The sequence below is a fragment of the Frigoribacterium sp. Leaf44 genome (assembly GCF_001421865.1).
In the GTDB taxonomy this organism is placed as follows: Bacteria; Actinomycetota; Actinomycetes; order Actinomycetales; family Microbacteriaceae; genus Frigoribacterium.
On sequence record NZ_LMLG01000001.1, the window covers coordinates 1,087,716 to 1,110,865 of the forward strand.

21 protein-coding genes are annotated in these 23,150 nt (G+C 70.0%); 19 read left to right on the top strand and 2 right to left on the bottom strand.

Annotation, left to right across the window (positions count from 1 at the left end; genetic code table 11):
* Window positions 1–18: 18 nt before the first annotated feature.
* On the bottom strand, window positions 19–1,248 hold the full coding sequence (locus ASE87_RS04980) for a DUF349 domain-containing protein (protein ID WP_043592731.1): 1,230 nt from the start codon (window positions 1,246–1,248) through the stop codon (window positions 19–21).
* 89 nt (window positions 1,249–1,337) lie between these two features.
* A complete protein-coding gene (locus tag ASE87_RS04985; RefSeq protein ID WP_235472195.1) occupies window positions 1,338–2,060 on the bottom strand; it encodes a peptidylprolyl isomerase in 723 nt (240 codons plus the stop codon).
* A 134-nt stretch (window positions 2,061–2,194) separates the two neighbouring features.
* Between ASE87_RS04985 and ASE87_RS04990 the strand changes: the two genes are divergently transcribed.
* From ASE87_RS04990 to gmk, 19 genes are all read left to right on the top strand, one after another.
* Window positions 2,195–3,604 carry a replication-associated recombination protein A gene (locus tag ASE87_RS04990; RefSeq protein ID WP_082452297.1) on the top strand — a complete coding sequence of 470 codons (1,410 nt, stop codon included), beginning with the start codon at window positions 2,195–2,197 and terminating at the stop codon, window positions 3,602–3,604.
* A gap of 220 nt (window positions 3,605–3,824) precedes the next feature.
* Window positions 3,825–4,454: a 30S ribosomal protein S4 gene (gene rpsD / locus ASE87_RS04995; RefSeq protein WP_043592736.1), complete on the top strand. Its 630-nt coding sequence runs from the start codon at window positions 3,825–3,827 to the stop codon at window positions 4,452–4,454.
* 124 nt (window positions 4,455–4,578) lie between these two features.
* Entirely contained in the window at window positions 4,579–4,770 is a 192-nt protein-coding gene (locus tag ASE87_RS05000; protein WP_043592737.1) for a hypothetical protein, read from the top strand.
* Window positions 4,771–4,826: 56 nt separating this feature from the next.
* On the top strand, window positions 4,827–7,499 hold the full coding sequence (gene alaS, locus ASE87_RS05005; protein ID WP_056226411.1) for an alanine--tRNA ligase: 2,673 nt from the start codon (window positions 4,827–4,829) through the stop codon (window positions 7,497–7,499).
* Between the two features lie 8 nt (window positions 7,500–7,507).
* Window positions 7,508–8,017 (top strand): Holliday junction resolvase RuvX, encoded by a 510-nt coding sequence (gene ruvX / locus ASE87_RS05010; RefSeq protein WP_056226413.1) that lies wholly within the window; start codon window positions 7,508–7,510, stop codon window positions 8,015–8,017.
* 3 nt (window positions 8,018–8,020) lie between these two features.
* Complete coding sequence (mltG, locus tag ASE87_RS05015; protein ID WP_137846561.1) at window positions 8,021–9,364, top strand: endolytic transglycosylase MltG; 1,344 nt, start codon at window positions 8,021–8,023, stop codon at window positions 9,362–9,364.
* Window positions 9,365–9,463: 99 nt separating this feature from the next.
* A complete protein-coding gene (aroC, locus tag ASE87_RS05020; RefSeq protein ID WP_043592743.1) occupies window positions 9,464–10,669 on the top strand; it encodes a chorismate synthase in 1,206 nt (401 codons plus the stop codon).
* A 32-nt stretch (window positions 10,670–10,701) separates the two neighbouring features.
* Complete coding sequence (locus ASE87_RS05025) at window positions 10,702–11,181, top strand: shikimate kinase (protein WP_043592877.1); 480 nt, start codon at window positions 10,702–10,704, stop codon at window positions 11,179–11,181.
* Complete coding sequence (gene aroB / locus ASE87_RS05030; protein ID WP_056226416.1) at window positions 11,178–12,266, top strand: 3-dehydroquinate synthase; 1,089 nt, start codon at window positions 11,178–11,180, stop codon at window positions 12,264–12,266. The genes ASE87_RS05025 and aroB overlap by 4 nt, the downstream gene beginning before the upstream one ends.
* A gap of 85 nt (window positions 12,267–12,351) precedes the next feature.
* Complete coding sequence (gene efp, locus ASE87_RS05035; protein ID WP_043592746.1) at window positions 12,352–12,915, top strand: elongation factor P; 564 nt, start codon at window positions 12,352–12,354, stop codon at window positions 12,913–12,915.
* 3 nt (window positions 12,916–12,918) lie between these two features.
* On the top strand, window positions 12,919–13,329 hold the full coding sequence (gene nusB / locus ASE87_RS05040) for a transcription antitermination factor NusB (RefSeq protein WP_056226421.1): 411 nt from the start codon (window positions 12,919–12,921) through the stop codon (window positions 13,327–13,329).
* A 132-nt stretch (window positions 13,330–13,461) separates the two neighbouring features.
* Complete coding sequence (gene pyrR, locus ASE87_RS05045) at window positions 13,462–14,055, top strand: bifunctional pyr operon transcriptional regulator/uracil phosphoribosyltransferase PyrR (protein ID WP_043592749.1); 594 nt, start codon at window positions 13,462–13,464, stop codon at window positions 14,053–14,055.
* A complete protein-coding gene (locus tag ASE87_RS05050) occupies window positions 14,052–15,008 on the top strand; it encodes an aspartate carbamoyltransferase catalytic subunit (RefSeq protein ID WP_043592751.1) in 957 nt (318 codons plus the stop codon). Before pyrR ends, ASE87_RS05050 begins: the two co-directional genes overlap by 4 nt.
* Window positions 15,005–16,375, top strand: coding sequence for a dihydroorotase (locus ASE87_RS05055; RefSeq protein WP_056226424.1), 1,371 nt, complete (start codon window positions 15,005–15,007; stop codon window positions 16,373–16,375). The genes ASE87_RS05050 and ASE87_RS05055 overlap by 4 nt, the downstream gene beginning before the upstream one ends.
* Window positions 16,372–16,893, top strand: a complete 522-nt coding sequence (locus tag ASE87_RS05060; RefSeq protein WP_056226427.1) for a hypothetical protein — start codon at window positions 16,372–16,374, stop codon at window positions 16,891–16,893. The genes ASE87_RS05055 and ASE87_RS05060 overlap by 4 nt, the downstream gene beginning before the upstream one ends.
* Window positions 16,886–18,070 (top strand): glutamine-hydrolyzing carbamoyl-phosphate synthase small subunit, encoded by a 1,185-nt coding sequence (carA, locus tag ASE87_RS05065; protein ID WP_056226430.1) that lies wholly within the window; start codon window positions 16,886–16,888, stop codon window positions 18,068–18,070. The genes ASE87_RS05060 and carA overlap by 8 nt, the downstream gene beginning before the upstream one ends.
* A complete protein-coding gene (gene carB, locus ASE87_RS05070; RefSeq protein ID WP_043592758.1) occupies window positions 18,070–21,345 on the top strand; it encodes a carbamoyl-phosphate synthase large subunit in 3,276 nt (1,091 codons plus the stop codon). Before carA ends, carB begins: the two co-directional genes overlap by 1 nt.
* On the top strand, window positions 21,342–22,196 hold the full coding sequence (gene pyrF, locus ASE87_RS05075; protein WP_056226433.1) for an orotidine-5'-phosphate decarboxylase: 855 nt from the start codon (window positions 21,342–21,344) through the stop codon (window positions 22,194–22,196). Before carB ends, pyrF begins: the two co-directional genes overlap by 4 nt.
* A complete protein-coding gene (gene gmk, locus ASE87_RS05080; RefSeq protein ID WP_043592762.1) occupies window positions 22,184–23,098 on the top strand; it encodes a guanylate kinase in 915 nt (304 codons plus the stop codon). Before pyrF ends, gmk begins: the two co-directional genes overlap by 13 nt.
* Window positions 23,099–23,150: the final 52 nt, after the last annotated feature.

Sequence of the window (23,150 nt, forward strand, 5' to 3'; positions counted from 1 at the left end):
CGACCGGCCCCCTGGCGGTCAACCGATGGCGTCGAGCCAGACCTTCCGGGCGTCGAGCGCTTCACGGGCCTCCTTGACCCGACGCGCATCCCCGCTCGCCTCGGCCGATGCGAGCTCGGCCTCGAGCTTGCCGATGGCATCCTGCAGCTGGCTCGCGAGGCCCTGCGAGCGTGCCTGACGCTCGGGGTTGTTCTTCTCCCAGAACTGCTCGTCGAGTTGGCGCACGTGGGATTCGACCTTGCGGAGGCGATCCTCGACGACCCGCACCTGCTCACGGGGAACGCGACCGATCTCGTCCCACCGCAGCTGGATCGAGGTGAGGGCCTCTCGGGCCGGGACCCGATCCGTGACCGTCAGGATCTTCTCGGCCTCGGTGAGCAACTCGAGCTTGAGCTCGAGGTTGCCTTCGTATTCGGCGGCGTCCTGGGCGACGACCTCGGACTTGGCGGCGTAGAGCACGTCGCCCGCCCGCTTGAACTTCGCCCACAGGGCGTCGTCGTACTTCTTGCCGGCGCGCCCGGCACGCTTCCAGTCGTCGAGCAGCCCCCGGTAGGCGGGGATGCCGTCGACGCCCTTCGGCGCGAGGGCCTCGGCCGACTCGACGAGGGCTTGTTTGCGCTGGCGGGCGTCCCGATGCGTGGCGTCGAGCTCGGCGTAGAAGGCCTTGCGGTGCTGGTCGATCGTCGTGCGCGCGGCTCGGAAGCGCTTCCAGAGATCGTTGCCCTCGCCCTTCGGGATGCGCGGGCCGTCCTGTTGGTGTTTCTGCCAGCGCGCGAAGATGTCGTCGATGGTGGCCGTCACCTGCTTCCACTGCACGCGGGCGGGGTCCTGAGCGGCCAGGGTCTCGGCCTCGACGACGAGTGCCGTCCGATGGGCGACCGCTTCGGTCAGCGCCTTCTGCGCCTCCGCGCTCTGCTGCTGTGTGAGCTCGTCCACGGTCGAGTCGAGTGCCGACACACGAGTACGGAGGGCCTCGAGGTCTCCGACCGCGCTGGGTTCGACGAGCTGCTCACGCAGGTGGGTGACGGTCTTGACGACGTCCCCCGCCGATGCGCCGCGCTTGATCCGCTGCTCGAGCAACGTCACCTGGCCGGCGAGCTCGACGAACTTCCGCTCGTAGTACGCGAGAGCCTCGGCAGGCGTCGCGTCGGGGTACTGCCCCACGGCGCGTTCGCCGTCGCCCTCGCGGACGTAGACCGTGCCGTCGTCGTCGACGCGGCCCCAGGGTGCCTGATCGTCAGTAGCCACTTTAATCCCTTGCTGAAAGTGCTCGTCGCGGAACCAGGACAGGCCGCCGCGATGGGTGCCCAGCCTATTGCACGGCGGACCGCGGCGGACTACTCGATGGTGGCACCCGTGATCGTGGTCGCCACGACGGGGGCTCCGTCGGTCTCGCTCGAGCCGGGCGTCAAGCCCGCGTCCGTGATCTGGGCCTCGAGCTGGTCGAGTCCACTCGTGACCTGTCCGACCACGGTGTAACCGCCCGTCGAGCCGTCGAGGGTCGTGTCGCCGTAAGTGATGAAGAATTGCGTCGACTGCGAGTAGGGGTCGGTGCTGCGGGCCATGGCGATCGTCCCGGTCGGGTAGACGCCGTCCGAGGGGACGTTCTCGAGGGGGCCGAAGGTGAAGCCCGCGTCGCCCGTCCCGTCGCCGTTGGCGGAGCCGCACTGGATGAACTTCGCCGTCGCGGCATCGCTCATGCGGTGACAGGTCGTGTCCGTGTAGAAGCCCTTCTGGATGAGGTCGATGACGACGCTCGCCGCCTGGGGGGCCTTCGCCCCGTCCAGTTCGATCCCGAGGTCGACGCCGTCGTTGAGCGTCAGCCCGCCGGTCCAGGTGCGGCCCTCGGCGATCGACTCGCCGGGCACGTCGCCGACGTTCTCGCCTGCGGCGGGCGTCGAGGAGGCGCTGGGGGCGTCCGAAGGAGCCGCCACGGGCGCACCGGGCCCGCTCGTCGACCAGAAGACCTGCGACACGGCCGCGAGTCCCACCACGACCACGACGGCCGTCACGGCCAGGACGTTGTCCCGACGACGCCGGGCCACCTGCGTGGCGTGCACCTGTTGGCGAGCGGTGTACCTGCGGAGCCGGTCTCGGTTCTCACGGTCCGGATTCTTGCTCGGTGCCACGGGTCCTCCAGCTAGGTGATGTCCAGCCTGCACTGTATCGGAGGGTCGGTCTAGCATGGGTCACCATGAGCCCGCTCCCGCAGAGCTCGACCCCCCTCGCGGTCCGCATGCGTCCCACCACTCTCGACGAGGTCGCCGGCCAACGACACCTGCTGCGTCCTGGTTCGCCTCTGGTCACCCTGGCGTCCGACACGGGTGCCGACCAAGGTGCGGTCTCCGTCATCCTCTGGGGTCCGCCGGGCACGGGCAAGACCACGCTCGCGCAAGCCATCGCCCGCAGCTCGGGGCGACAGTTCATCGAGTTGTCCGCCGTGACGGCCGGCGTCAAGGACGTCCGTCAAGTGATGGAGAAGGCACTGTCGAACCGTGACCTCTACGGCACGACGACGGTGCTCTTCCTCGACGAGATCCACCGCTTCACCAAGGCGCAACAGGACGCCCTGCTGCCGGGCGTCGAGAACGGCTGGGTCATCCTCATCGCCGCCACGACCGAGAACCCCTCGTTCTCGGTCATCACGCCGTTGCTGTCCCGGTCGCTGCTGCTGACGCTCGAACAGCTCAGCGACGACGACCTGGCCCAGTTGGTGCAACGAGCGGTCGTCGACCCCCGCGGTCTCGACGGAGCCGTCCGGCTCGACGACGAGGCCCTGGCCACGATCGTCCGGCTGGCCTCGGGCGACGCACGACGTGCGCTGACGGCGCTCGAGGCGTCCGCCCAGTCGGCGTGGGCGACGAAGCTCGAGGCCGACGCGGTGCCGACCGCCTCGCCCGACGACGCGGCCGACGCCGACTTCGACCCCGACGCCGAGTACGACGAGGGCGATCCCGACGACGCCCGCCCCGCGATCACGTCCGAGATCGTCGCCCAGTCGGTCGACCGGGCACTGCTGCGGTACGACCGCAACGGCGACGAGCACTACGACGTCATCAGCGCCTTCATCAAGTCGATCCGGGGCTCCGACGTCGACGCGGCACTCCATTACCTCGCCCGGATGATCGAGGCCGGCGAGGACCCGCGCTTCATCTGTCGGCGGATCATCGTGTCGGCCGGCGAGGACATCGGCATGGCGGATCCCCACGCGCTGACCGTGGCGGTCTCGGCCGCCACCGCCGTGCAGATGATCGGCATGCCCGAGGGGCGCATACCCATGGCCGAGGCCGTGGTCTACCTGGCGACCGCCCCCAAGTCGAACCGGTCCTACTCCGCGCTCGACGCCGCCATCGCCGACGTCCGGGCCGGCAAGGCGGGCCGCGTGCCCAAGCACCTGCGCGACGCCCATTACCCCGGGGCCCGACGCCTCGGGCACGGGAAGGGCTACCGGTACGCCCACGACTCCGAGTTCGGGGTGGTCGAGCAGCAGTACCTCCCCGACGAACTCGTCGGACACGAGTACTACGACCCCACCGCCAACGGCAACGAGCGCGACGTGGCGGCGCGCCTCGAGAAGCTGCGCCGGATCACGCGGGGGCACTGACGGCACGATCCAACACCTGCTCGCATCGGTGCCCGGGCTCCTGTATGCTCGGGGGGTTGCCTGTTCTCGGGCGTCGACGCGCGGCTGCTGACGACGACCCGATCAAGGTGCGACGACCTGTAGCCGGTCGCCACCGCGGCACTCACCCCTCTTGTTACGCCGCCCGGCGCTCGCGCGCTGGGGCGGTCCATGACGAACCACCGACAAGAAAAAGGAACAAGTGTCCACCAAGTCACGTACCCGCAGCAAGACCCGTCTCTCGCGTGCCCTCGGCATCGCGCTGACCCCGAAGGCCGCTCGCTACCTCGAGAAGCGTCCCTACGCTCCCGGTGAGCACGGCCGCACCAAGCGCAAGACCGACAGCGACTACGCCGTCCGCCTGCGTGAGAAGCAGCGCCTGCGCGCCCAGTACGGCATCCGCGAGGCCCAGCTCAAGATCGTCTTCAACGAGGCCCGCAAGGCCTCGGGCCTGACCGGTGAGAACCTGGTCGAGCTCCTCGAGACCCGTCTCGACGCCCTCGTCCTGCGTGCCGGCTTCGCCCGCACGACGGCCCAGGCCCGTCAGATGGTCGTGCACCGTCACATCCTCGTCGACGGCAAGCTCGTCGACCGTCCCTCGTTCCGCGTCAAGCCGGGTCAGATGATCCACGTCAAAGAGCGCAGCGAGAAGACCGAGCCCTTCCAGGTCGCCGCGGCCGGCGGTCACGTCGACCTGCTGCCCAAGGTGCCCGGCTACCTCGAGGTCGAGATCGACAAGCTGCAGGCCCGCCTCGTGCGTCGCCCGAAGCGCGTCGAGGTCCCGGTGACCTGCGAGGTCCAGCTCGTCGTCGAGTACTACGCCGCGCGCTAGAACTCGTCACACCCGTCAGGAGCGGGCCACGGTCGTGGCCCGCTCCTTTCGTGTTCCCGGGGCCGGGTAAGCTGACGTGTCGTCGCGCTCGCACGTCGCGGCACCAGCCCCAAGAGGAGTCCCCGTGAAGAGCCTGTTCCTGCTCGCCGTCGGTGTCGTCGGCGGCTTCGCCGTCGCCCACCAGTTCAACAAGACACCCCGGGGTCGGCAGTTCTTCGGCGGTCTCGACGGCAACGTGAAGTCGTTCCGCGCCGCCGTGGTCGACGGCTACAAGGCCCGCGAGGCCGAACTGCGCACCGACCGCGACGAGTCCTGAGCGCCCGTCCGCGCCTCCTCGTCCTGACACACGACCCACCCACCCCCGGGAGAACCATGCAGACCGCCGAAATCCGCCGCCGTTGGCTCGACTACTTCGGCGATCGGGGCCACACCGTCGTCCCGTCCGCGTCCCTGGTCAGCGACGACCCGAGCCTCCTCTTCACCGTCGCGGGCATGGTCCCGTTCATCCCGTACCTCACCGGGCTCGTCCCGACGCCGTACCCGCGCGCCACGAGCGTCCAGAAGTGCATCCGCACCAACGACATCGAAGAGGTCGGCAAGACGCCGCGACACGGCACGTTCTTCCAGATGAACGGCAACTTCTCGTTCGGCGACTACTTCAAAGAAGAGGCGATCGGCTACGCCTGGGAGCTCTTGACCTCGAGCGAGGGCGACGGCGGCCTCGCGTTCTCGCCCGACGACCTGTGGGTGACGGTGTACGAAGAGGACGACGAGGCCATCGCCCTGTGGAAGAAGGTCGCCGGACTGCCCGACGAACGCATCCAACGCCTCGGCAAGGACTCGAACTACTGGCACACCGGTCAGCCCGGACCCGCGGGGCCGTGCTCCGAGATCTTCTTCGACCGTGGACCCGCCTACGGCGCGGACGGCGGCCCCGCGACCGACGACGACCGCTACGTCGAGATCTGGAACCTCGTGTTCATGCAGTACCAGATCGAGAACGTACGCTCGAAGGTCGACTTCGACATCGTCCGCGAGCTGCCGAACAAGAACATCGACACCGGCATGGGTCTCGAGCGCGTCGCCTTCCTCAAGCAGGGCGTCGACAACATGTACGAGATCGACCAGGTGCGCCCGGTCCTCGACAAGGCCGCCGAGCTGTCGGGACGGCGCTACGGCGCCGTCCACGACGACGACGTCCGCATGCGGGTCATCGCCGACCACGTCCGCAGCTCGCTCATGCTGATGTCCGACGGGGTCCGCCCGTCCAACGAAGGCCGCGGCTACATCCTCCGCCGCCTCCTGCGCCGCACGGTCCGCTCGATGCGTCTCCTCGGCGTCGACGGCCCCACCTTCCCCGCGCTCTTCCCCGAGTCCCGCGACGCGATGAAGGCGGCCTACCCCGAGGTCGAGACGGACTACGAGCGCATCTCACGCCTGGCCTACGCCGAGGAAGAGACCTTCCTGCGCACCCTGGCCGCAGGGACGAACATCCTCGACATCGCCGTCGACGACACCAAGCAACGCGCTTCGGCCGGTACGACCCCGCAGCTGCAGGGCGACACGGCGTTCCTGCTGCACGACACCTTCGGGTTCCCCATCGACCTCACCCTCGAGATCGCGGAAGAAAGCGGCCTGACGGTCGACCGCGAGGCGTTCGACCGACTCATGTCCGACCAGCGCGCCCGGGCGAAGGCCGACGCCAAGTCGCGGAAGGTGGCCCTGGCCGACCTGAGCGTCTACAGCGCGTTCCGCGCCCAGGGCGAGACGGTCTTCACGGGCTACGACGAGCTCGACACCGAGACCCGCGTGCTCGGCCTGATCGTCGACGGTGCCGACGTCGACCGAGCCGTGGCGGGCGACATCGCCGAGGTGATCCTCGCCGAGACCTCGCTGTACGCCGAGTCGGGCGGCCAGGAAGCCGACTCGGGCCGCATCGTCGGCGTGGGCTTCGACCTCGAGGTCCTCGACGTGCAGAAGCCGGTCAAGGGTCTCATCAGCCACCGCGTCCAGGTCACCTCCGGCGAGGTGGGGGTCGGCGACACGGCGACCAGCGTGGTCGACCCCGCCTACCGCCGGGGCGCGACACAGGCTCACTCCGCGACGCACCTGATCCACGCCGCACTCCGAGAGGTGCTCGGCCCCGAGGCGCACCAGGCCGGGTCCTACAACAAGGCCGGCTACATGCGGCTCGACTTCAACTGGAACCAGGCCCTGAGCCCGCAGACACGGTCCGAGATCGAGGAGATCGCCAACAACGCGATCCGCGACGACCTGCAGGTCGTCACCCGCGAGATGCCCCTCGACGACGCCCGCGCCCTGGGTGCCATGGCGCTGTTCGGCGAGAAGTACGGCGAGACCGTCCGCATGGTCGACATCGGCGGTCCGTGGTCGCGCGAGCTCTGCGCGGGCACCCACGTCTCGACCAGCTCGCAGGTCGGCCTCATCAACCTCGTCAGCGAGACCTCGGTGGGGTCGACCAACCGTCGCGTCGAGTCGCTCGTCGGCATGGACGCGTTCCGTGACTTCGCCGCCGAGCGTGCCCTCGTGTCCCAGTTGACCGCGTCGCTGAAGACACCGCGCGATCAGCTGGCCGATCGCGTCGGCGATCTCGTCACGAGCCTCCGCACAGCCGAGAAGAAGATCGCCGAGTTCGAATCCGCCCGCCTCGCCACGCGCGTCCCGTCGTTGGCCGAGACGGCGACCTCGATCGGCGACCTCACCGTCGTCGCCGAGTCGGTCGGGTCGCTCGGCTCGACCGACGACCTGCGGTCGCTCGCCCTGTCGGTGCGCGAACGCCTCGGCGCCTCCGGCGCGGTGGTCGTCGCCCTGGCAGCTGACGTCGCGGGCAAGCCCGCCGTGATCGTGGCCACCACCGACGGTGCGCGGCAGGCCGGAGTGAAAGCCGGCCGTCTCGCCAAGGGGGCCGCGTCGGCTCTCGGCGGCGGCGGCGGCGGCAAGGACGACCTCGCTCAGGGGGGCGGATCCGACGTCTCGGCGATTCCCACCGCCTTGGCCGGCATCGTCGCCGAACTCGGGGCCTGAGGGCTGCCGTGCGCCGCGGCGTCCGCATCGGCATCGACGTGGGCAAGGCCCGGGTCGGAGTCGCTCGCACCGACCCCGACGGTCTGCTCGCCACCCCGGTCGAGACGCTCGCGCGTTCCGCCGACGGTGTGGCCGACATCGGTGCCGTCCGCGACCTGGTCTCCGAACTCGATGCGCTCGAGGTGATCGTCGGACTGCCCATCGCCCTCTCGGGTCGCGACACGGCGTCGACGCAGGACGCGAGGGACTACGCCGCGGCGATCGCGCGGACCGTCACGGTGCCCGTCCGTCTCGTCGACGAGCGGCTCTCGACGGTCAGCGCCCAGGGTGCCCTCCGGGCCTCGGGCCGGAAGGGCAGGAGCCAACGGTCCGTGATCGACCAAGTGGCCGCTGTTATCATCGTCCAGCACGCGCTCGACCTCGAGCGCTCGAGCGGTCAGCCGCCCGGGCGGACGGTCGACGTGACCCGAGAGACGGGCGGCGACGTTGCCGTACCCGCCACCGACGAAAGACAGTGATTCGTGGCCGACGAACCCGATTGGGACGACATCTTCGCGTCCCAACCCCAGAACGACAGCCCCGCCGACACCTCCGGACGCCGCCGGCGCGAGTCCGTCGACGGACGGCCGGGTGACGGCGACGGGACACCACTCCGCCGCAGCACGCACGTCGACCCCCCTGGGCTGTCCCGCCGAGAGCAGCGTGAGCGTGAACGCCAGGCCGAGCCCGTCGTCGTTCCACGCTCGGACGATGACCGGGATCGCTCCCGCGCACGGGCGATCCGCGAACCGCGCGAACGACGGTCCAAGAAGGGCCCGATCATCCTCGCATCGGTCCTCGTGCTCGTCCTGGCCGGAGGCACCGCCGGCGTCGCCGCCGCCTGGGGACAGGTGCAGCCCCTCATCGCCAAGTTCACGGGTGATGACGAACCCGCCGACTACGCCGGCAGCGGCAACGGCACGTCCGTCGAGTTCGCCATCGTTTCCGGGCAGGTCGGCTCCGACATCGCGCAGAACCTCGCGGACGCCGGCATCACGCAGAGCTACGAGTCGGCCTACTCGCTCCTTTTGTCCGACCCGTCGATGACCTTCCAGCCGGGCACGTACACCCTGCAGCAGCAGATGAGCGCGCAGTCGGCCCTCGACGCACTGCAGGACAGCGCCAACCGCATCACCAACAAGGTCGTCATCCCCGAGGGAACGGCTGCGGCGGACGTCTACGAACTCCTCGCCACCGCGACGTCGATCCCGATCGCCGACGTCCAGGCCGCGGCCGCGGACTACACGACGTTCGGCCTGCCCGTGGAGGCCACGAGCCTCGAGGGGTGGCTCTTCCCGGCGACCTACGAACTCGACCCGGGCAAGACGGCCCACGACTACCTGCAGGACATGGTGACGACCATGACCCAACACCTGCAGTCCGCCGGTGCACAACCGGCCGACTACCAGAAGACGATCGTCTTCGCGTCGCTCATCCAGAAAGAAGCCGGACTCGCCGACGACTACCCCAAGGTCGCGCGGGTGTTCCAGAACCGTCTCGACCAGGGCATGCTCCTGCAGTCGGACGCCACGGTCGCCTACGGCACCGGCAACACCCATCGGGTCACCACGACCGACGAAGAGCGGGGCGACGCGAACAACGCGTACAACACCTACGTCCACGAAGGTCTGCCCGTCGGGCCCATCTCGAATCCGGGCGACCTCGCCCTGAACGCGGCACTGAAACCGGCCGACGGCTCGTGGCTGTACTTCGTCACGGTCAACCTCGACACGGGCGAGACGGCCTTCTCGACCACGTACGCCGAGCACCAGGCCGCGGTGAAGCAGTGGCAGGCCTGGATGCGGGAGCACCCCGAGTACCAGTGACCGAGCACGAGCCGGCTGCCGAGGACGCGAGCGCGTCCTGAGGGGCCGTCGACCGCCAGACGGTCGGTCGGCCCTTCTCTCTGTGGGAAGATCGACACCATGCTTCGTTGGTTGACCGCTGGAGAATCTCACGGGCCCGAGCTCGTCGCCGTCCTCGAGGGCTTGCCGGCCGGTGTGCCGGTCTCGCTCGACGCGATCCGTGCCGACCTCGCCCGCCGCAAGCTGGGTTACGGTCGCGGCTCCCGCATGAAGTTCGAGCAAGACGAACTGAACATCTCGGGCGGCGTCCGCCACGGCCTGACGATGGGCAGCCCCGTCGCCCTGCGCATCGGCAACACCGAGTGGCCGAAGTGGGTCGAGGTGATGAGCCCCGAGCCCGTCGAGGTGAGCGACGCCTCCAGAGGGCGAAGCGCGCCCCTCACCCGACCCCGCCCCGGCCACGCCGACCTGGTCGGCATGCAGAAGTACGACTTCGACGAGGCGCGGCCGATCCTCGAACGTGCGAGCGCCCGCGAGACGGCGGCCCGCGTCGCCCTCGGAGCCGTCGCCCGGTCCTTCCTCGCCGAGCTCGGCATCGAGCTCGTGAGCCACACGCTGTCCATCGGCCCCGTGCGCGTGCCCGACGGCAGCCCGGTGCCCGTGCCCTCGGACGTCGACCGTCTCGACGACGACCCCCTGCGCTGCTTCGACGAGGGCACCAGCGCCCTCATGGTCGACGAGGTCGAGGCCGCCAAGAAAGACGGTGACACCCTGGGCGGCGTCGTCGAGGTGCTCGCCTACGGCGTGCCGCCGGGGCTGGGGTCGCACGTCCAGTGGGACCGTCGTCTCGACTCGCAGTTGGCCGCCGCGTTGATGGGCATCCAAGCGATCAAGGGCGTCGAGGTCGGAGACGGCTTCGAGACCACCCGTAGGCGCGGCTCGGTCGCCCACGACGAGCTCCACCGCACGGGTGGGGTCATCTCGCGCGACACCGATCGCGCCGGAGGCACCGAGGGGGGCATGAGCACGGGCACCGTCCTCCGCGTGCGTGCGGGCATGAAGCCGATCGCCACGGTTCCCCGGGCCCTGGCCACGATCGACGTCACGAGCGGCGAAGAGAGCAAGGCGCACCACCAGCGCTCCGACGTCTGCGCGGTCCCGGCCGCCGGCGTCGTCGCCGAGTCGATGGTGGCCCTCGTCCTCGCGAACTCGATCCTCGAGAAGTTCGGCGGCGACTCCCTCGGCGAGACGGCTCGCAACCTGCGGGGCTACCTCGACGCGATCCCCGAGAACCTGCGGACTCAGCCGGCGTCCGCCGCCGAGTGACGACCACGCGACCGATCGTCCTGGTCGGGCCGATGGGAGCGGGCAAGACGAGCATCGGCAAGAAGCTGTCCCGTCGCCTGGGGGTGCCGTTCGTCGACAGCGACCGTCTGATCGTGCGGCGGCACGGACCCATCGCCGATCTGTTCGACCGCCACGGCGAGGCGCACTTCCGGTCGCTCGAACACGAGGCCGTGGTCGAGGCCCTGGCCGGTGACGGGGTGGTGTCGCTGGGCGGGGGAGCCGTCCTCGACGAACGCACGCGCGCCTCCTTGTCCGGGTTGCCCGTCGTCCTGCTCACGGTGACGGCCGAGGCCGTCGAGTCCCGGCTGGCCGGCAGCGCCCGGCCACTGCTGCAACGAGGGGGCATCGGCGCCTGGCGCGCCATCGCCGCCGAGCGTGATCCCGTCTACCGGGCGCTGGCGTCCGTCGTGTTCGACACGTCCCACCGGCCCGTCTCGACCGTCGTCGACGACATCGAGACCTGGCTCGACTCCGAGAGAGGCACCGCATGACCGACGAGACCGACACCACGACCATCCACGTCGGGGGAGACGCCCCCTACGACGTCCTGATCGGTCGGGGGCTCACCGGCCACCTTCCGGGCGTCCTCCACCCGCAGACGAAGAAGGTGCTGATCGTCCACGCGCCCACGCTGGGCCGCAAGGCGGGCGAGGTGCGCGACTCCCTGGTGGCGGCCGGCTACGAGGCGCTCATCGCCGAGGTGCCCGACGCCGAGGACGCCAAGCGCGTCGAGGTCGCCGCCTTCTGCTGGCAGGTGCTGGGTCAGGCCGACTTCACCCGCACCGACGCCGTCATCGGTCTCGGTGGCGGGGCCATCACCGACCTGGCCGGCTTCGTCGCGGGCACCTGGCTCCGGGGCGTCCCGCTGGTGCAGATGCCGACCAGCGTGCTGGGCCTCGTCGACGCGAGCGTTGGCGGCAAGACCGGCGTCAACACGGCCGAGGGCAAGAACCTCGTCGGCGTCTTCCACCCGCCGGTCGCCGTGCTGGCCGACCTCGACCACCTCGACACGTTGTCGAAGAACGAGATCCTCGCCGGCTTCGCCGAGGTCGTGAAGGTCGGGTTCATCGCCGAATCCGAGATCCTCGACATCGTCGAGGCCGACGTCGACCGGGCGACCGACCCGACGACGCCCGAGTTCCGCCGGGTGGTCGAGCTGGCCGTCGGGCTCAAGGCCCGCGTCGTCGGAGAAGACCTGACCGAGCAGGGTCTCCGCGAGATCCTCAACTACGGCCACACCCTCGGCCACGCCGTCGAGCACGCCGAGCGCTACCAGTGGCGCCACGGGGCCGCGGTCTCGGTGGGCATGGTCTTCGCCGCCGAGCTGGCCCGCCTGACCGGACGCCTGTCCGACGAGGCGGTCGACCGTCACCGGCGCATCCTCGAGTCGCTGACCCTGCCGGTCTCGTACCCCCTGGGCCGTTGGAACACCCTGCTGGCGACGATGCAGCGTGACAAGAAGGCCCGCGCGGGCCTGTTGCGGTTCATCGTCCTCGACGAGATCGGTCGACCGACCGTGCTGCAGGGGCCCGACCAGAGCCTGCTCTTCGCGGCCTACCAAGAGATCGGTTCGTAGCCCTTCGGCCCGTCAGGGCGTCCGCTACACTCGACGATGGCCGATTCCGGCCCACCCCCCACCACCCCGAACGGATCACTCGCGCATGGCGACTACCAACGACATCAAGAACGGTGCCGTCCTCAACCTCGACGGCCAACTCTGGAACGTCATCGAGTTCCAGCACGTCAAGCCGGGCAAGGGTGGAGCGTTCGTCCGCACCAAGATGAAGAACGTCATGTCGGGCAAGGTCGTCGACAAGACGTTCAACGCCGGCACCAAGATCGACTTCGCCAACGTCGACCGTCGTGAGTACACGTACCTCTACGCCGAGGCCGACGGCTACGTGTTCATGGACACGAGCGACTACGACCAGATCAACGTGCCCGCCACGATCGTCGGCGACGCGAAGAACTTCATGCTCGAGAACCAGAACGTCCAGATGGCGTTGCACGACGGCGACCCGCTGTACATCGAGCTGCCCGCCTCGGTCATCCTCGAGGTCACCTACACCGAGCCCGGCCTCCAAGGAGACCGGTCGACCGGCGGCACCAAGCCCGCCACCGTCGAGACCGGCTACGAGATCCAGGTGCCTCTCTTCCTCGAGACCGGCACCAAGGTCAAGGTCGACACGCGCGACGGCGGCTACCTCGGCCGCGTCAACGACTAGTCGGTGAGCGCACGCACCAAGGCGCGCAAGCGCGCCCTCGACGTCCTGTACGTCGCCGACATCCGTCAGATCAGCATGACCGACGCTCTGGTCGCCGAGACCCAGCGGGCCCTCGACCAGCCCGAGCGCGGGTCGAGCTGGGGCTACGCGCGCGACATCGTGCAGGGCGTCATCGACCACCGCGACGAGATCGACGAACTGATCGAGACGTACTCGCAGGGCTGGCCCCTCGCGCGCATGCCCACCCTCGACCGCGGCATCATCCGCATCGGCATCTGGGAGCTCCGTCACAACGACGAGATCCCCGAGGCCGTCGCGATCAGCGAGGCCGTCGAACTCGCACAGACGCTCAGCACCGATGACTCGGCCTCGTTCGTCAACGGTCTGCTCGGCCGCATCGCGACCGCCGACTGACGGTCGGAGGCTCGACCCGGTCGACGGATCGTCACCGGTCGACTCGTCGGTCGCGCGTCGGACCGATAAGGTGGAGCCACCCACAACGACATCCTTTAAGTTCCGTCCCGAGAGGCGGGGAAGGAGGTCCGATTGAGCACACGTACCGTGCTGAGTCAGGCTGACATCGCGCGTGCCCTCACGCGCATCTCGCACGAGATCCTCGAGTCCAACAAGGGTGCCGACGATCTGGTCGTCCTGGGCATCCCCACGCGTGGAGTCGTCCTCGCCGATCGGCTCGCCGCGACCCTGTCGTCGATCTCGGGCAGCACCGTTCCCGTGGGGTCCGTCGACGTGACGATGTACCGCGACGATCTCCGGCGCCAGCCCACCAGGTCGCCCCGCCCCACCTCGGTGCCCTCCGGCGGCATCGACGGCAAGACCGTCGTCCTCGTCGACGACGTCCTCTACTCGGGCCGCACCATCCGTGCCGCGCTGGACGCCCTGAGCTCGATCGGTCGACCGCGGGCCGTCCGCCTCGCGGTCCTCGTCGATCGGGGCCACCGAGAACTGCCCATCCGCGCCGACTTCGTGGGCAAGAACCTGCCCACCTCGACCGTCGAGCGCATCTTCGTGCGACTGCACGGCGTCGACGACGACGAGCTCGTCGCCATCGACGACGACACGACCGCAGGAGGCGCGGGTTCCGCCTCGGCGCCCGTCACCACCCCGGGTGCGAACCGATGAGGCACCTGCTCAGCACCTCCGACCTCTCGCGCGACGAGTCCATCCGCGTCCTCGACGTCGCGGAAGACATGGCCGACGTGGCCACCCGCGAGGTGCGCAAGCTGCCGACGCTGCGCGGCATCACGGTCGTCAACCTGTTCTACGAGGACAGCACCCGCACGCGCATCTCGTTCGAGGCCGCCGCCAAGCGGCTCAGCGCGGACGTCATCAACTTCGCCGCCAAGGGGTCGAGCGTCTCCAAGGGCGAGTCCCTGAAGGACACGGCCCAGACCCTCGCCGCCATGGGGGCCGACGGCATCGTGATCCGCCACCCGTCGAGCGGCGCCCCTCGTGTGCTGGCCGACAGCGGCTGGGTGGACGCGGGCATCGTCAACGCCGGCGACGGCACCCACGAACACCCCACGCAGGCCTTGCTCGACGCGTTCACGATCCGCCGTCGCGTCCACGGGGCGGCGAGCCGTGGGCGCGACCTCGACGGCGTCGAGGTGATGATCGTGGGCGACATCCTGCACTCGCGGGTGGCCCGCTCCAACGCCTGGTTGCTGCGGACGCTCGGGGCCCACGTCACGGTGGTCGCGCCTCCCACGCTGATCCCGGTCGACGTCAGCCGCTTCGGCGTCGACGTCCGCTACGACCTCGACGAGGCCCTGGCCGAGGTGAGACCGGACGTCGTCATGATGCTGCGCATCCAACAGGAACGCATGAACGACGCGTTCTTCCCCAATCCACGCGAGTACGCCCGGTCCTGGGGCCTGGGCGCGATGCGGTTCCGGTCGCTGCCCGAGTCGACCCTCGTCATGCACCCCGGCCCGATGAACCGCGGTCTCGAGATCAGCGACGAGGCCGCCGACTCGCCGCGGTCGACCGTCCGCGAACAGGTCACGAACGGCGTGGCCGTCCGCATGGCCGTGCTCTACCTCACCCTGGCCGGCGACCGAGAGGACGCATCGTGACCACCACCCACCTCATCCGGGGCGCCGAGACCGTCGACGGCAACACGACCGACGTCGTCGTCCGCGACGGTGTCGTCGTCGAGCTCGGCTCCGGGCTGACCTCCGCGGGCGCGACGGTCACCGACGCCGACGGCCTGCTCCTGCTGCCCGGCCTCGTCGATCTGCACACCCACCTGCGCGAGCCCGGGGGCGAGGGCAGCGAGACCGTCCTGACCGGGTCGCGCGCCGCGGCCGCCGGCGGGTACACCGCCGTCAACGCCATGGCGAACTCGTCGCCCGTGGCCGACACCGCGGGGGTCGTCGAGCAGGTGCAGGCGCTGGGGGAGCGCGCGGGCTTCGTGACCGTCCGCCCGATCGGCGCGGTCAGCCAGGGGCTGAAGGGCACCCACCTCTCCGAGATCGGCGCCATGGCCCGATCTCGCGCCGCCGTGCGGGTCTTCTCCGACGACGGGTCCTGCGTCGCCGACCCATTGCTGATGCGTCGGGCCCTCGAATACATCAAGGGGTTCGGGGGAGTCCTCGCCCAGCACGCCCAAGAGCCCCGGCTGACGGAGGGCGCGCAGATGAACGAGGGTGCCCTGTCGGCCGAACTGGGCCTGGGCGGCTGGCCCGCGGTCGCCGAGGAGGCGATCATCGCCCGCGACGTCCTGCTCGCCGACCACGTCGGCGCCCGACTGCACGTCTGCCACGTGTCGACGGCGGGCAGCGTCGAGGTCATCCGCTGGGCAAAGTCGCGCGGCATCGAGGTCACGGCCGAGGTGACGCCGCACCACCTGCTGCTGACCGAGGACCTCGTGTCGGGTTACGACTCGCGGTACAAGGTCAACCCGCCTCTCCGCCGCTCGGAGGACGTCGACGCGCTGCGTGCCGCCCTGGCCGACGGGACGATCGACATCGTGGCGACCGACCACGCCCCGCACACCTCCGAGGCGAAGTGCTGCGAGTGGGACGCCGCCGCCAACGGCATGGTCGGTCTCGAGTCCGCCCTCTCGGTCGTACACCACACCATGGTCGACACGGGTCTGATCGGCTGGGCCGACGTGGCCAGGGTGATGTCGATCACCCCGGCCGCCATCGGCCAGGTGACCGGGCACGGTCGTCCCCTGGCCGTGGGCGAGCCCGCCGAGCTCACGCTCTACGATCGAGAGGTGACCCGCACGTTCTCGACCGAGCACCTCGCGGGCAAGAGCCGCAACTCGCCCTACCTCGGACGAGTCCTGCCCGGTCAGGTGCGGGCGACCTTCCACCAGGGCTACGCGACCGTGGTCGACGGTCGCGTCGTCGACAGCGACGACGTCGCCCACGCGGCCCGACTCGTCGACAGCGCCGCCGCCCTCGCCGCCTCCGAGGGGGCGTCCGCGCGATGAGCCAGTGGATCATCGCCTCGCTCATCCTCGTCGGCGTCGGGCTGCTGATCGGGCTGATGGCCCGGTCCTGGCGGGCCCGCGGGCGTCGTCAGTCCGACATCCCCGCCCCCGACCTGGCGACCGACGACCTGTCGGACCCGTTCGTGGCGGTCGACGCCCTCTACGTCGCGACGTCACGAGGCGGCGACCCGCTCGACCGCGTCGTGGTCCACGGCCTCGGGTTCCGCGGTCGGGCGATCGTGTCCGTCCACGCCGAGGGCGTGCGCCTCGAGATCGCGGGCGAACCCGCCGTGCTGATCCGCACCTCCTCGTTGCGAGGCGTCGACCGCGCGACCTGGACCATCGACCGTGTCGTCGAGCGCGACGGCCTCGTCCTCGTCGGCTGGCGCCTCGGCGACGTCGACCTCGACACCTACCTGCGCATCACCGACGATCCGAGCCCCGTCGTCGCCGCGATCCGCCCCCTCGTCCCCACGGCCCCCGGGGCCGGCACCACCAAGGAGAAGACCATTGACTGACGCCTCCACCACCGACAGGGCCGTGCTGGTCCTCGCCGACGGCACCCGGTACACGGGTCGCGCCTACGGCGCCGTCGGACGCACCCTCGGCGAGGTCGTCTTCGCGACCGGCATGACCGGCTACCAGGAAACCCTCACCGACCCCTCGTACGCCGGCCAGATCGTGGTCATGACCGCCCCGCACATCGGCAACACGGGAGTGAACGACACCGACCCCGAGTCGAGCCGCATCTGGGTCGCCGGGTACGTCGTCCGAGACGCGAGCCGCGTGGTCTCGAACCACCGCGCACAGGGCAGCCTCGACGACCAGCTCGTCGCCGACGGCATCGTCGGCATCCGCGGCATCGACACCCGCGCCGTCACCCGCCGTCTGCGCGAGGTGGGCTCGATGAAGGGCGGGATCTTCAGCGGGCCCGACGCCGGGCTCGACCCCGACGAGCAGCTCGCCCTGGTCACCGCCGGGGCCGACATGCGCGGCCTCAACCTCTCGAGTCAGGTGTCGACGGTCGAGCCCTACGTGCTGCAGGCCGAGGGCGATCGCATCGGATCCGTCGCCGTCCTCGACCTGGGCGTGAAGACCTCGACGCTGCGCTACCTCGCGCAGCGCGGCTTCGAGGTCCACGTCCTGCCGCAGTCCACCACCCTCGACGAGCTCCGCGCCCTCGCCCCCGACGCCCTCTTCTACTCGAACGGCCCCGGTGACCCGGCGGCGAGCGACTCGCAGGTCGAACTCCTCCAGGGTGCCCTGCGCGACGGTCTGCCGTACTTCGGCATCTGCTTCGGCAACCAGCTGTTCGGCCGGGCCCTGGGCTTCGGCACGTACAAGCTGCCCTTCGGTCACCGCGGCATCAACCAGCCGGTGCTCGACAAGACGACGAACAAGGTCGAGATCACCAGCCAGAACCACGGGTTCGCGGTCGACGCGCCCATCGACGGCGTCCTCGACTCGCCGGCCGGCTTCGGCCGGGTGGAGGTCAGCCACTACAGCCTGAACGACCAGGTCGTCGAAGGCCTCCGCGCCCTCGACATCCCCGCGTTCTCGGTGCAGTACCACCCCGAGGCCGCCGCGGGCCCCCACGACAGCAACCACCTCTTCGACCGCTTCCGCGAGGCGGTCGTCGCCCGCACGAACGGCCAGGCCGTCGACTTCGGCTCCGACATCGAAAGCAGCAACTGATGCCCAAGCGTGACGACATCAACTCCGTCCTCGTGATCGGCTCCGGGCCGATCGTCATCGGCCAGGCGGCCGAGTTCGACTACTCGGGCACCCAGGCCTGCCGCGTGCTGCGCGAAGAGGGGGTGCGCGTCATCCTCGTGAACCCGAACCCTGCCACGATCATGACCGACCCCGACTTCGCCGACGCGACGTACATCGAGCCCATCACGTCCGAGGTGCTCGAGGCCATCATCGTGAAGGAGCGCCCCGACGCGATCCTGCCCACCCTCGGCGGGCAGACGGCCCTCAACGCCGCCATCGCCCTCGACGAAGAAGGCATCCTCGCCAAGCACGGCGTCGAGTTGATCGGCGCCAAGGTCGAGGCCATCCAGAAGGGCGAGGACCGCCAGCTCTTCAAGAAGCTCGTCCTCGAGTCCGGTGCCGACGTCGCCAAGTCGTACATCGCCACGACGGTCGACCAGGCCGTCGAGTACGCCGAAGACCTCGGGTACCCACTGGTCATCCGCCCCTCGTTCACGATGGGCGGGCTCGGGTCGGGCTTCGCCTACACCCGTGACGAACTGGTCCGCATGGTCACCGACGGCCTGCACCAGAGCCCCACCACCGAGGTCCTCCTCGAAGAGAGCATCCTGGGCTGGAAAGAGTACGAACTCGAGATGATGCGCGACACGGCCGACAACACGGTCGTGGTCTGCTCGATCGAGAACGTCGACCCGGTCGGCGTCCACACCGGCGACTCGATCACCGTCGCGCCGGCGCTCACCCTGACCGACCGCGAGTACCAGAACCTGCGCGACATCAGCATCGACATCATCCGTCGCGTCGGTGTCGACACCGGTGGCTGCAACATCCAGTTCGCGGTGGACCCCGCCGACGGTCGCGTCATCGTCATCGAGATGAACCCCCGCGTGTCGCGCTCCAGCGCCCTCGCGTCGAAGGCCACGGGATTCCCGATCGCCAAGATCGCGGCGAAGCTGGCCCTCGGGTACCGTCTCGACGAGATCCCGAACGACATCACCAAGGTGACCCCCGCCTCCTTCGAACCGACGCTCGACTACGTCGTCGTCAAGGTGCCCCGGTTCGCGTTCGAGAAGTTCCCGGCGGCCGACACGACGCTCACCACGACGATGAAGAGCGTGGGCGAGGCCATGGCCCTCGGCCGCAACTTCACCCAGGCGCTGCAGAAGTCGCTCCGGTCGCTCGAGAAGCGCGGGTCGAGCTTCCACTGGCAGGGTGAAACCGGAGACCAGGAGGCGCTGCTCGCGTTGTCGGCGACGCCCACCGATGGCCGCATCGTCACCGTGCAGCAGGCCCTTCGGGCCGGTGCCACCGCCGAGCAGGTCTTCGACGCCACGAAGATCGACCCCTGGTTCATCGACCAGATCGTGTTGATCAACGAGGTCGCCGAGCAGGTCGCCGCGGCGGCCGAGCTCGACGCCGACACCCTCGTGCTCGCCAAGGACCACGGCTTCAGCGACGACCAGATCGGCCAGTTGCGTGGCCTCTCCGAGCAGCAGGTGCGCGATCACCGCCACGCGCTCGACGTCCGTCCCGTCTTCAAGACCGTCGACACCTGCGCGGGGGAGTTCCCCGCCCTGACGCCGTACCACTACTCGAGCTACGACACCGAGACCGAGGTCGTGGCCAGCGACCGCCGCAAGGTGATCATCCTCGGCTCGGGGCCGAACCGCATCGGTCAGGGCGTCGAGTTCGACTACTCGTGCGTCCACGCGAGCTTCGCCCTGAGCGACGCCGGCTTCGAGACGATCATGATCAACTGCAATCCCGAGACGGTCTCGACCGACTACGACACGAGCGACCGGTTGTACTTCGAGCCGCTCACCCTCGAGGACGTGCTCGAGGTCGTCCACGCCGAGAGCGCCAGCGGCGAGCTCGTCGGCGTCGTCGTGCAACTCGGCGGCCAGACCGCCCTCGGCCTGTCCAAGGGGCTCGAAGCGGCCGGCGTGCCCATCCTCGGCACGACACCCGACGCGATCGACTCGGCCGAAGAACGAGGCCTCTTCCAGGGCATCCTCGACGCCGCCGGCCTGCTCGCACCGCGCAACGGCACGGCGACCGACTACGACAGCGCGGTCGCCGTCGCCGAAGAGATCGGCTACCCGGTGCTGGTGCGCCCGTCGTACGTCCTCGGGGGCCGCGGCATGGAGATCGTCTACGACAGCCCGTCGCTCGCCGACTACTTCGAGCGGGTCGCGGACCAGGCCATCATCGGCCCCGAGGCGCCCTTGCTGGTCGACCGGTTCCTGGACGACGCCGTCGAGATCGACGTCGACGCGCTCTACGACGGCACCGAGCTCTACGTCGGCGGCATCATGGAGCACATCGAGGAGGCCGGCATCCACTCCGGCGACTCCAGCTGCACCCTGCCGCCCGTCACGCTCGGGAAGGGCGAGATCGACCGTGTCCGCGACGCGACCCTCGCGATCGCGAAGGGCATCGGCGTGTCCGGTCTGCTGAACGTGCAGTTCGCGATCGCGGCCGGCGTGCTCTACGTCATCGAGGCCAACCCCCGGGCGAGCCGGACGGTGCCCTTCGTCTCGAAGGCACTCGGCATCCCGCTGGCGAAGGCGGCTTCGCTGATCATGGTCGGGCACAGCGTGCGCGATCTCGTCGAGACCGGCCTGCTCCCCGTTCAGGACGGCTCGGACGTCCCCCTCGACTCGCCGATCTCGGTGAAGGAAGCCGTGCTGCCGTTCAAGCGGTTCCGTACGAAAGAGGGGCAGGTCGTCGACAGCGTCCTCAGCCCCGAGATGCGCTCGACCGGAGAGGTGATGGGCATCGACCGCGACTTCCCCCGGGCGTTCGCGAAGAGCCAGACGGCCGCCTACGGCGGGCTCCCGACGTCGGGCACCGTCTTCGTCAGCGTCGCCGACCGTGACAAGCGGGCGATCGTGTTGCCGGTGCTGCGCCTCCAGCAGCTCGGGTTCCGCATCCTGGCGACCGAGGGGACGGCCACCGTCCTCGTGCGCAACGGCATCCACGCCGACACGGTCGACAAGTTCAGCGCCGGGGGCCACTCGGTCGTCGACCTGATCAACGCCGACGAGGTCGACATCGTCATCAACACCCCGAGCGGGTCGAGCGCCCGGGCCGACGGCTACGAGATCCGCGCAGCGACCGTGGCGGCCGACAAGGCGCTCTTCACGACCATCGCGCAGCTCGGAGCCGCCGTCGCCTCGATCGAGGCCGTGCAGAGCGACCTCGAGGTCACGAGCCTCCAAGACTACGGTCTCGCCCGGGCGGCCCGACGGTGAGCTCGTCGTTCGGCGACCGGCTCGCGGCGGCGTTCGCCGCGACCGGTCCGCTCTGCGTCGGCATCGACCCCCACCCCTACCTCCTGGACCAGTGGGGCCTCTCGTCGGACGCCTCGGGCGTGCGCGAGTTCGGCCTGCGCGTCGTCGACGGCCTCGTCGGCTCGGCGTCGATCGTCAAGCCGCAGGTCGCGTTCTTCGAACGCTGGGGCTCCGCGGGGTTCGCGGCCCTCGAGGACGTCCTCGAGGCCGGACGCGAGCGGGGCCTGCTGCAGATCGGTGACGCCAAGCGGGGCGACATCGGCTCGACGATGGACGGCTACGGTGACGCCTGGTTCGACGAGTCGTCGCCGTTGCGGGTCGACGCGCTGACCGTCTCGCCCTATCTCGGCTTCGACTCCCTGACCGGGCTGGTCACCCGCGCGCGGGCCGTCGGCGCCGGCGTGTTCGTGCTGGCCGCGACGTCCAACGTCGAGGCGCTGGCGACGCAGACGGCCATCCGGACCGACGTCCACGGCGCGGAGGGGACCGTCGCGAGCGGTATCGTCGACGACGTGCTCCTTGACAACCAGACGGCGGGCGACGCCCCGTTCGGCAGCGTCGGCCTCGTGCTCGGCGCGACCGTCGACCTCGACGACTACGGCATCGACGCCGCCCGGCTGACGACGACGCCGGTGCTCGCCCCGGGGTTCGGTCACCAGGGTGCGACCTACGCCGACCTTCCGCGACTCTTCGGACCCGCCGCCGGCGCCGTGCTGGTCTCCGCCTCCCGCGCCCTCCTCTCGGCGGGCCCGGCAGGGTTCCCGGACGCGGTCCGCCGAGATGCCGACGAGGTGCGTTCGTGCCTCGCCTGACCCCGCCTCCCGTCGACCGTGCCGCGGCTGCCCGCGCCGCCGTGGCGGCACGACGAGGTCGCGCCGCCGTCAAGAACGCCGTCGCTTCGCGGACCCGCAGCGCCCTCGACGTCGCCGAGGCCGCCTGGGCCGGCGAACCCACGAGTCCTGAGGGGTCGCTCAGGGTCCGCGAGCTGCTCACCAGCATCCCCGGCATCGGACCGACCCGCGTCGCCCGCATCATGACCGACCTCGGAATCGCCGAGTCGAAACGGGTCGGGGGGCTCGGGGTCAGGCAACGCCGCATCCTCGGCGACTGGCTCGCCGTCCGCGAGGCCAAGGGGCGCCTGCGGTCCCGTCTGGTCGTCCTGGCCGGTCCCACGGCCGTGGGCAAGGGCACCGTCTCGACCTACATCCGCGAGAACTACCCCGACGTGCACCTCAGCGTGTCCGCGACGACACGAGCCCCACGACCCGGCGAGGTCGACGGGGTGCACTACTACTTCGTGGACGACGCCGAGTTCGACCGCATGATCCGCGATCGCGAACTGCTCGAGTACGCCACGGTCCACAACTCCTATCGGTACGGCACGCCTCGCCCCCCGCTGGACGCCGCCTTGAACGAGGGTCGCAGCGTCCTGCTCGAGATCGACCTGCAGGGCGCCCGTCTCGTCCGGGCCGCGATGCCCGAGGCCGTGCTCGTCTTCCTGCTGCCGCCCACCTGGGACGAACTGGTCCGTCGACTCATCGGCCGAGGCACCGAGGACGCCACCGAACAGCAGCGCCGACTCGAGACCGCGAAGGTCGAACTGGCCGCCCAGGACGAGTTCGACGCGCGTGTCGTGAACCACGACGTGGCCGAAGCGGCCCGTGAGGTCGTAGAATTGATGACTGCGCCCGAACCGGGCCGCACCCGCGCGTGACCCGCGCCCCGATCTTGGTGCCCACGCTCGTCCCGAGCGGTGTCGGCACCGA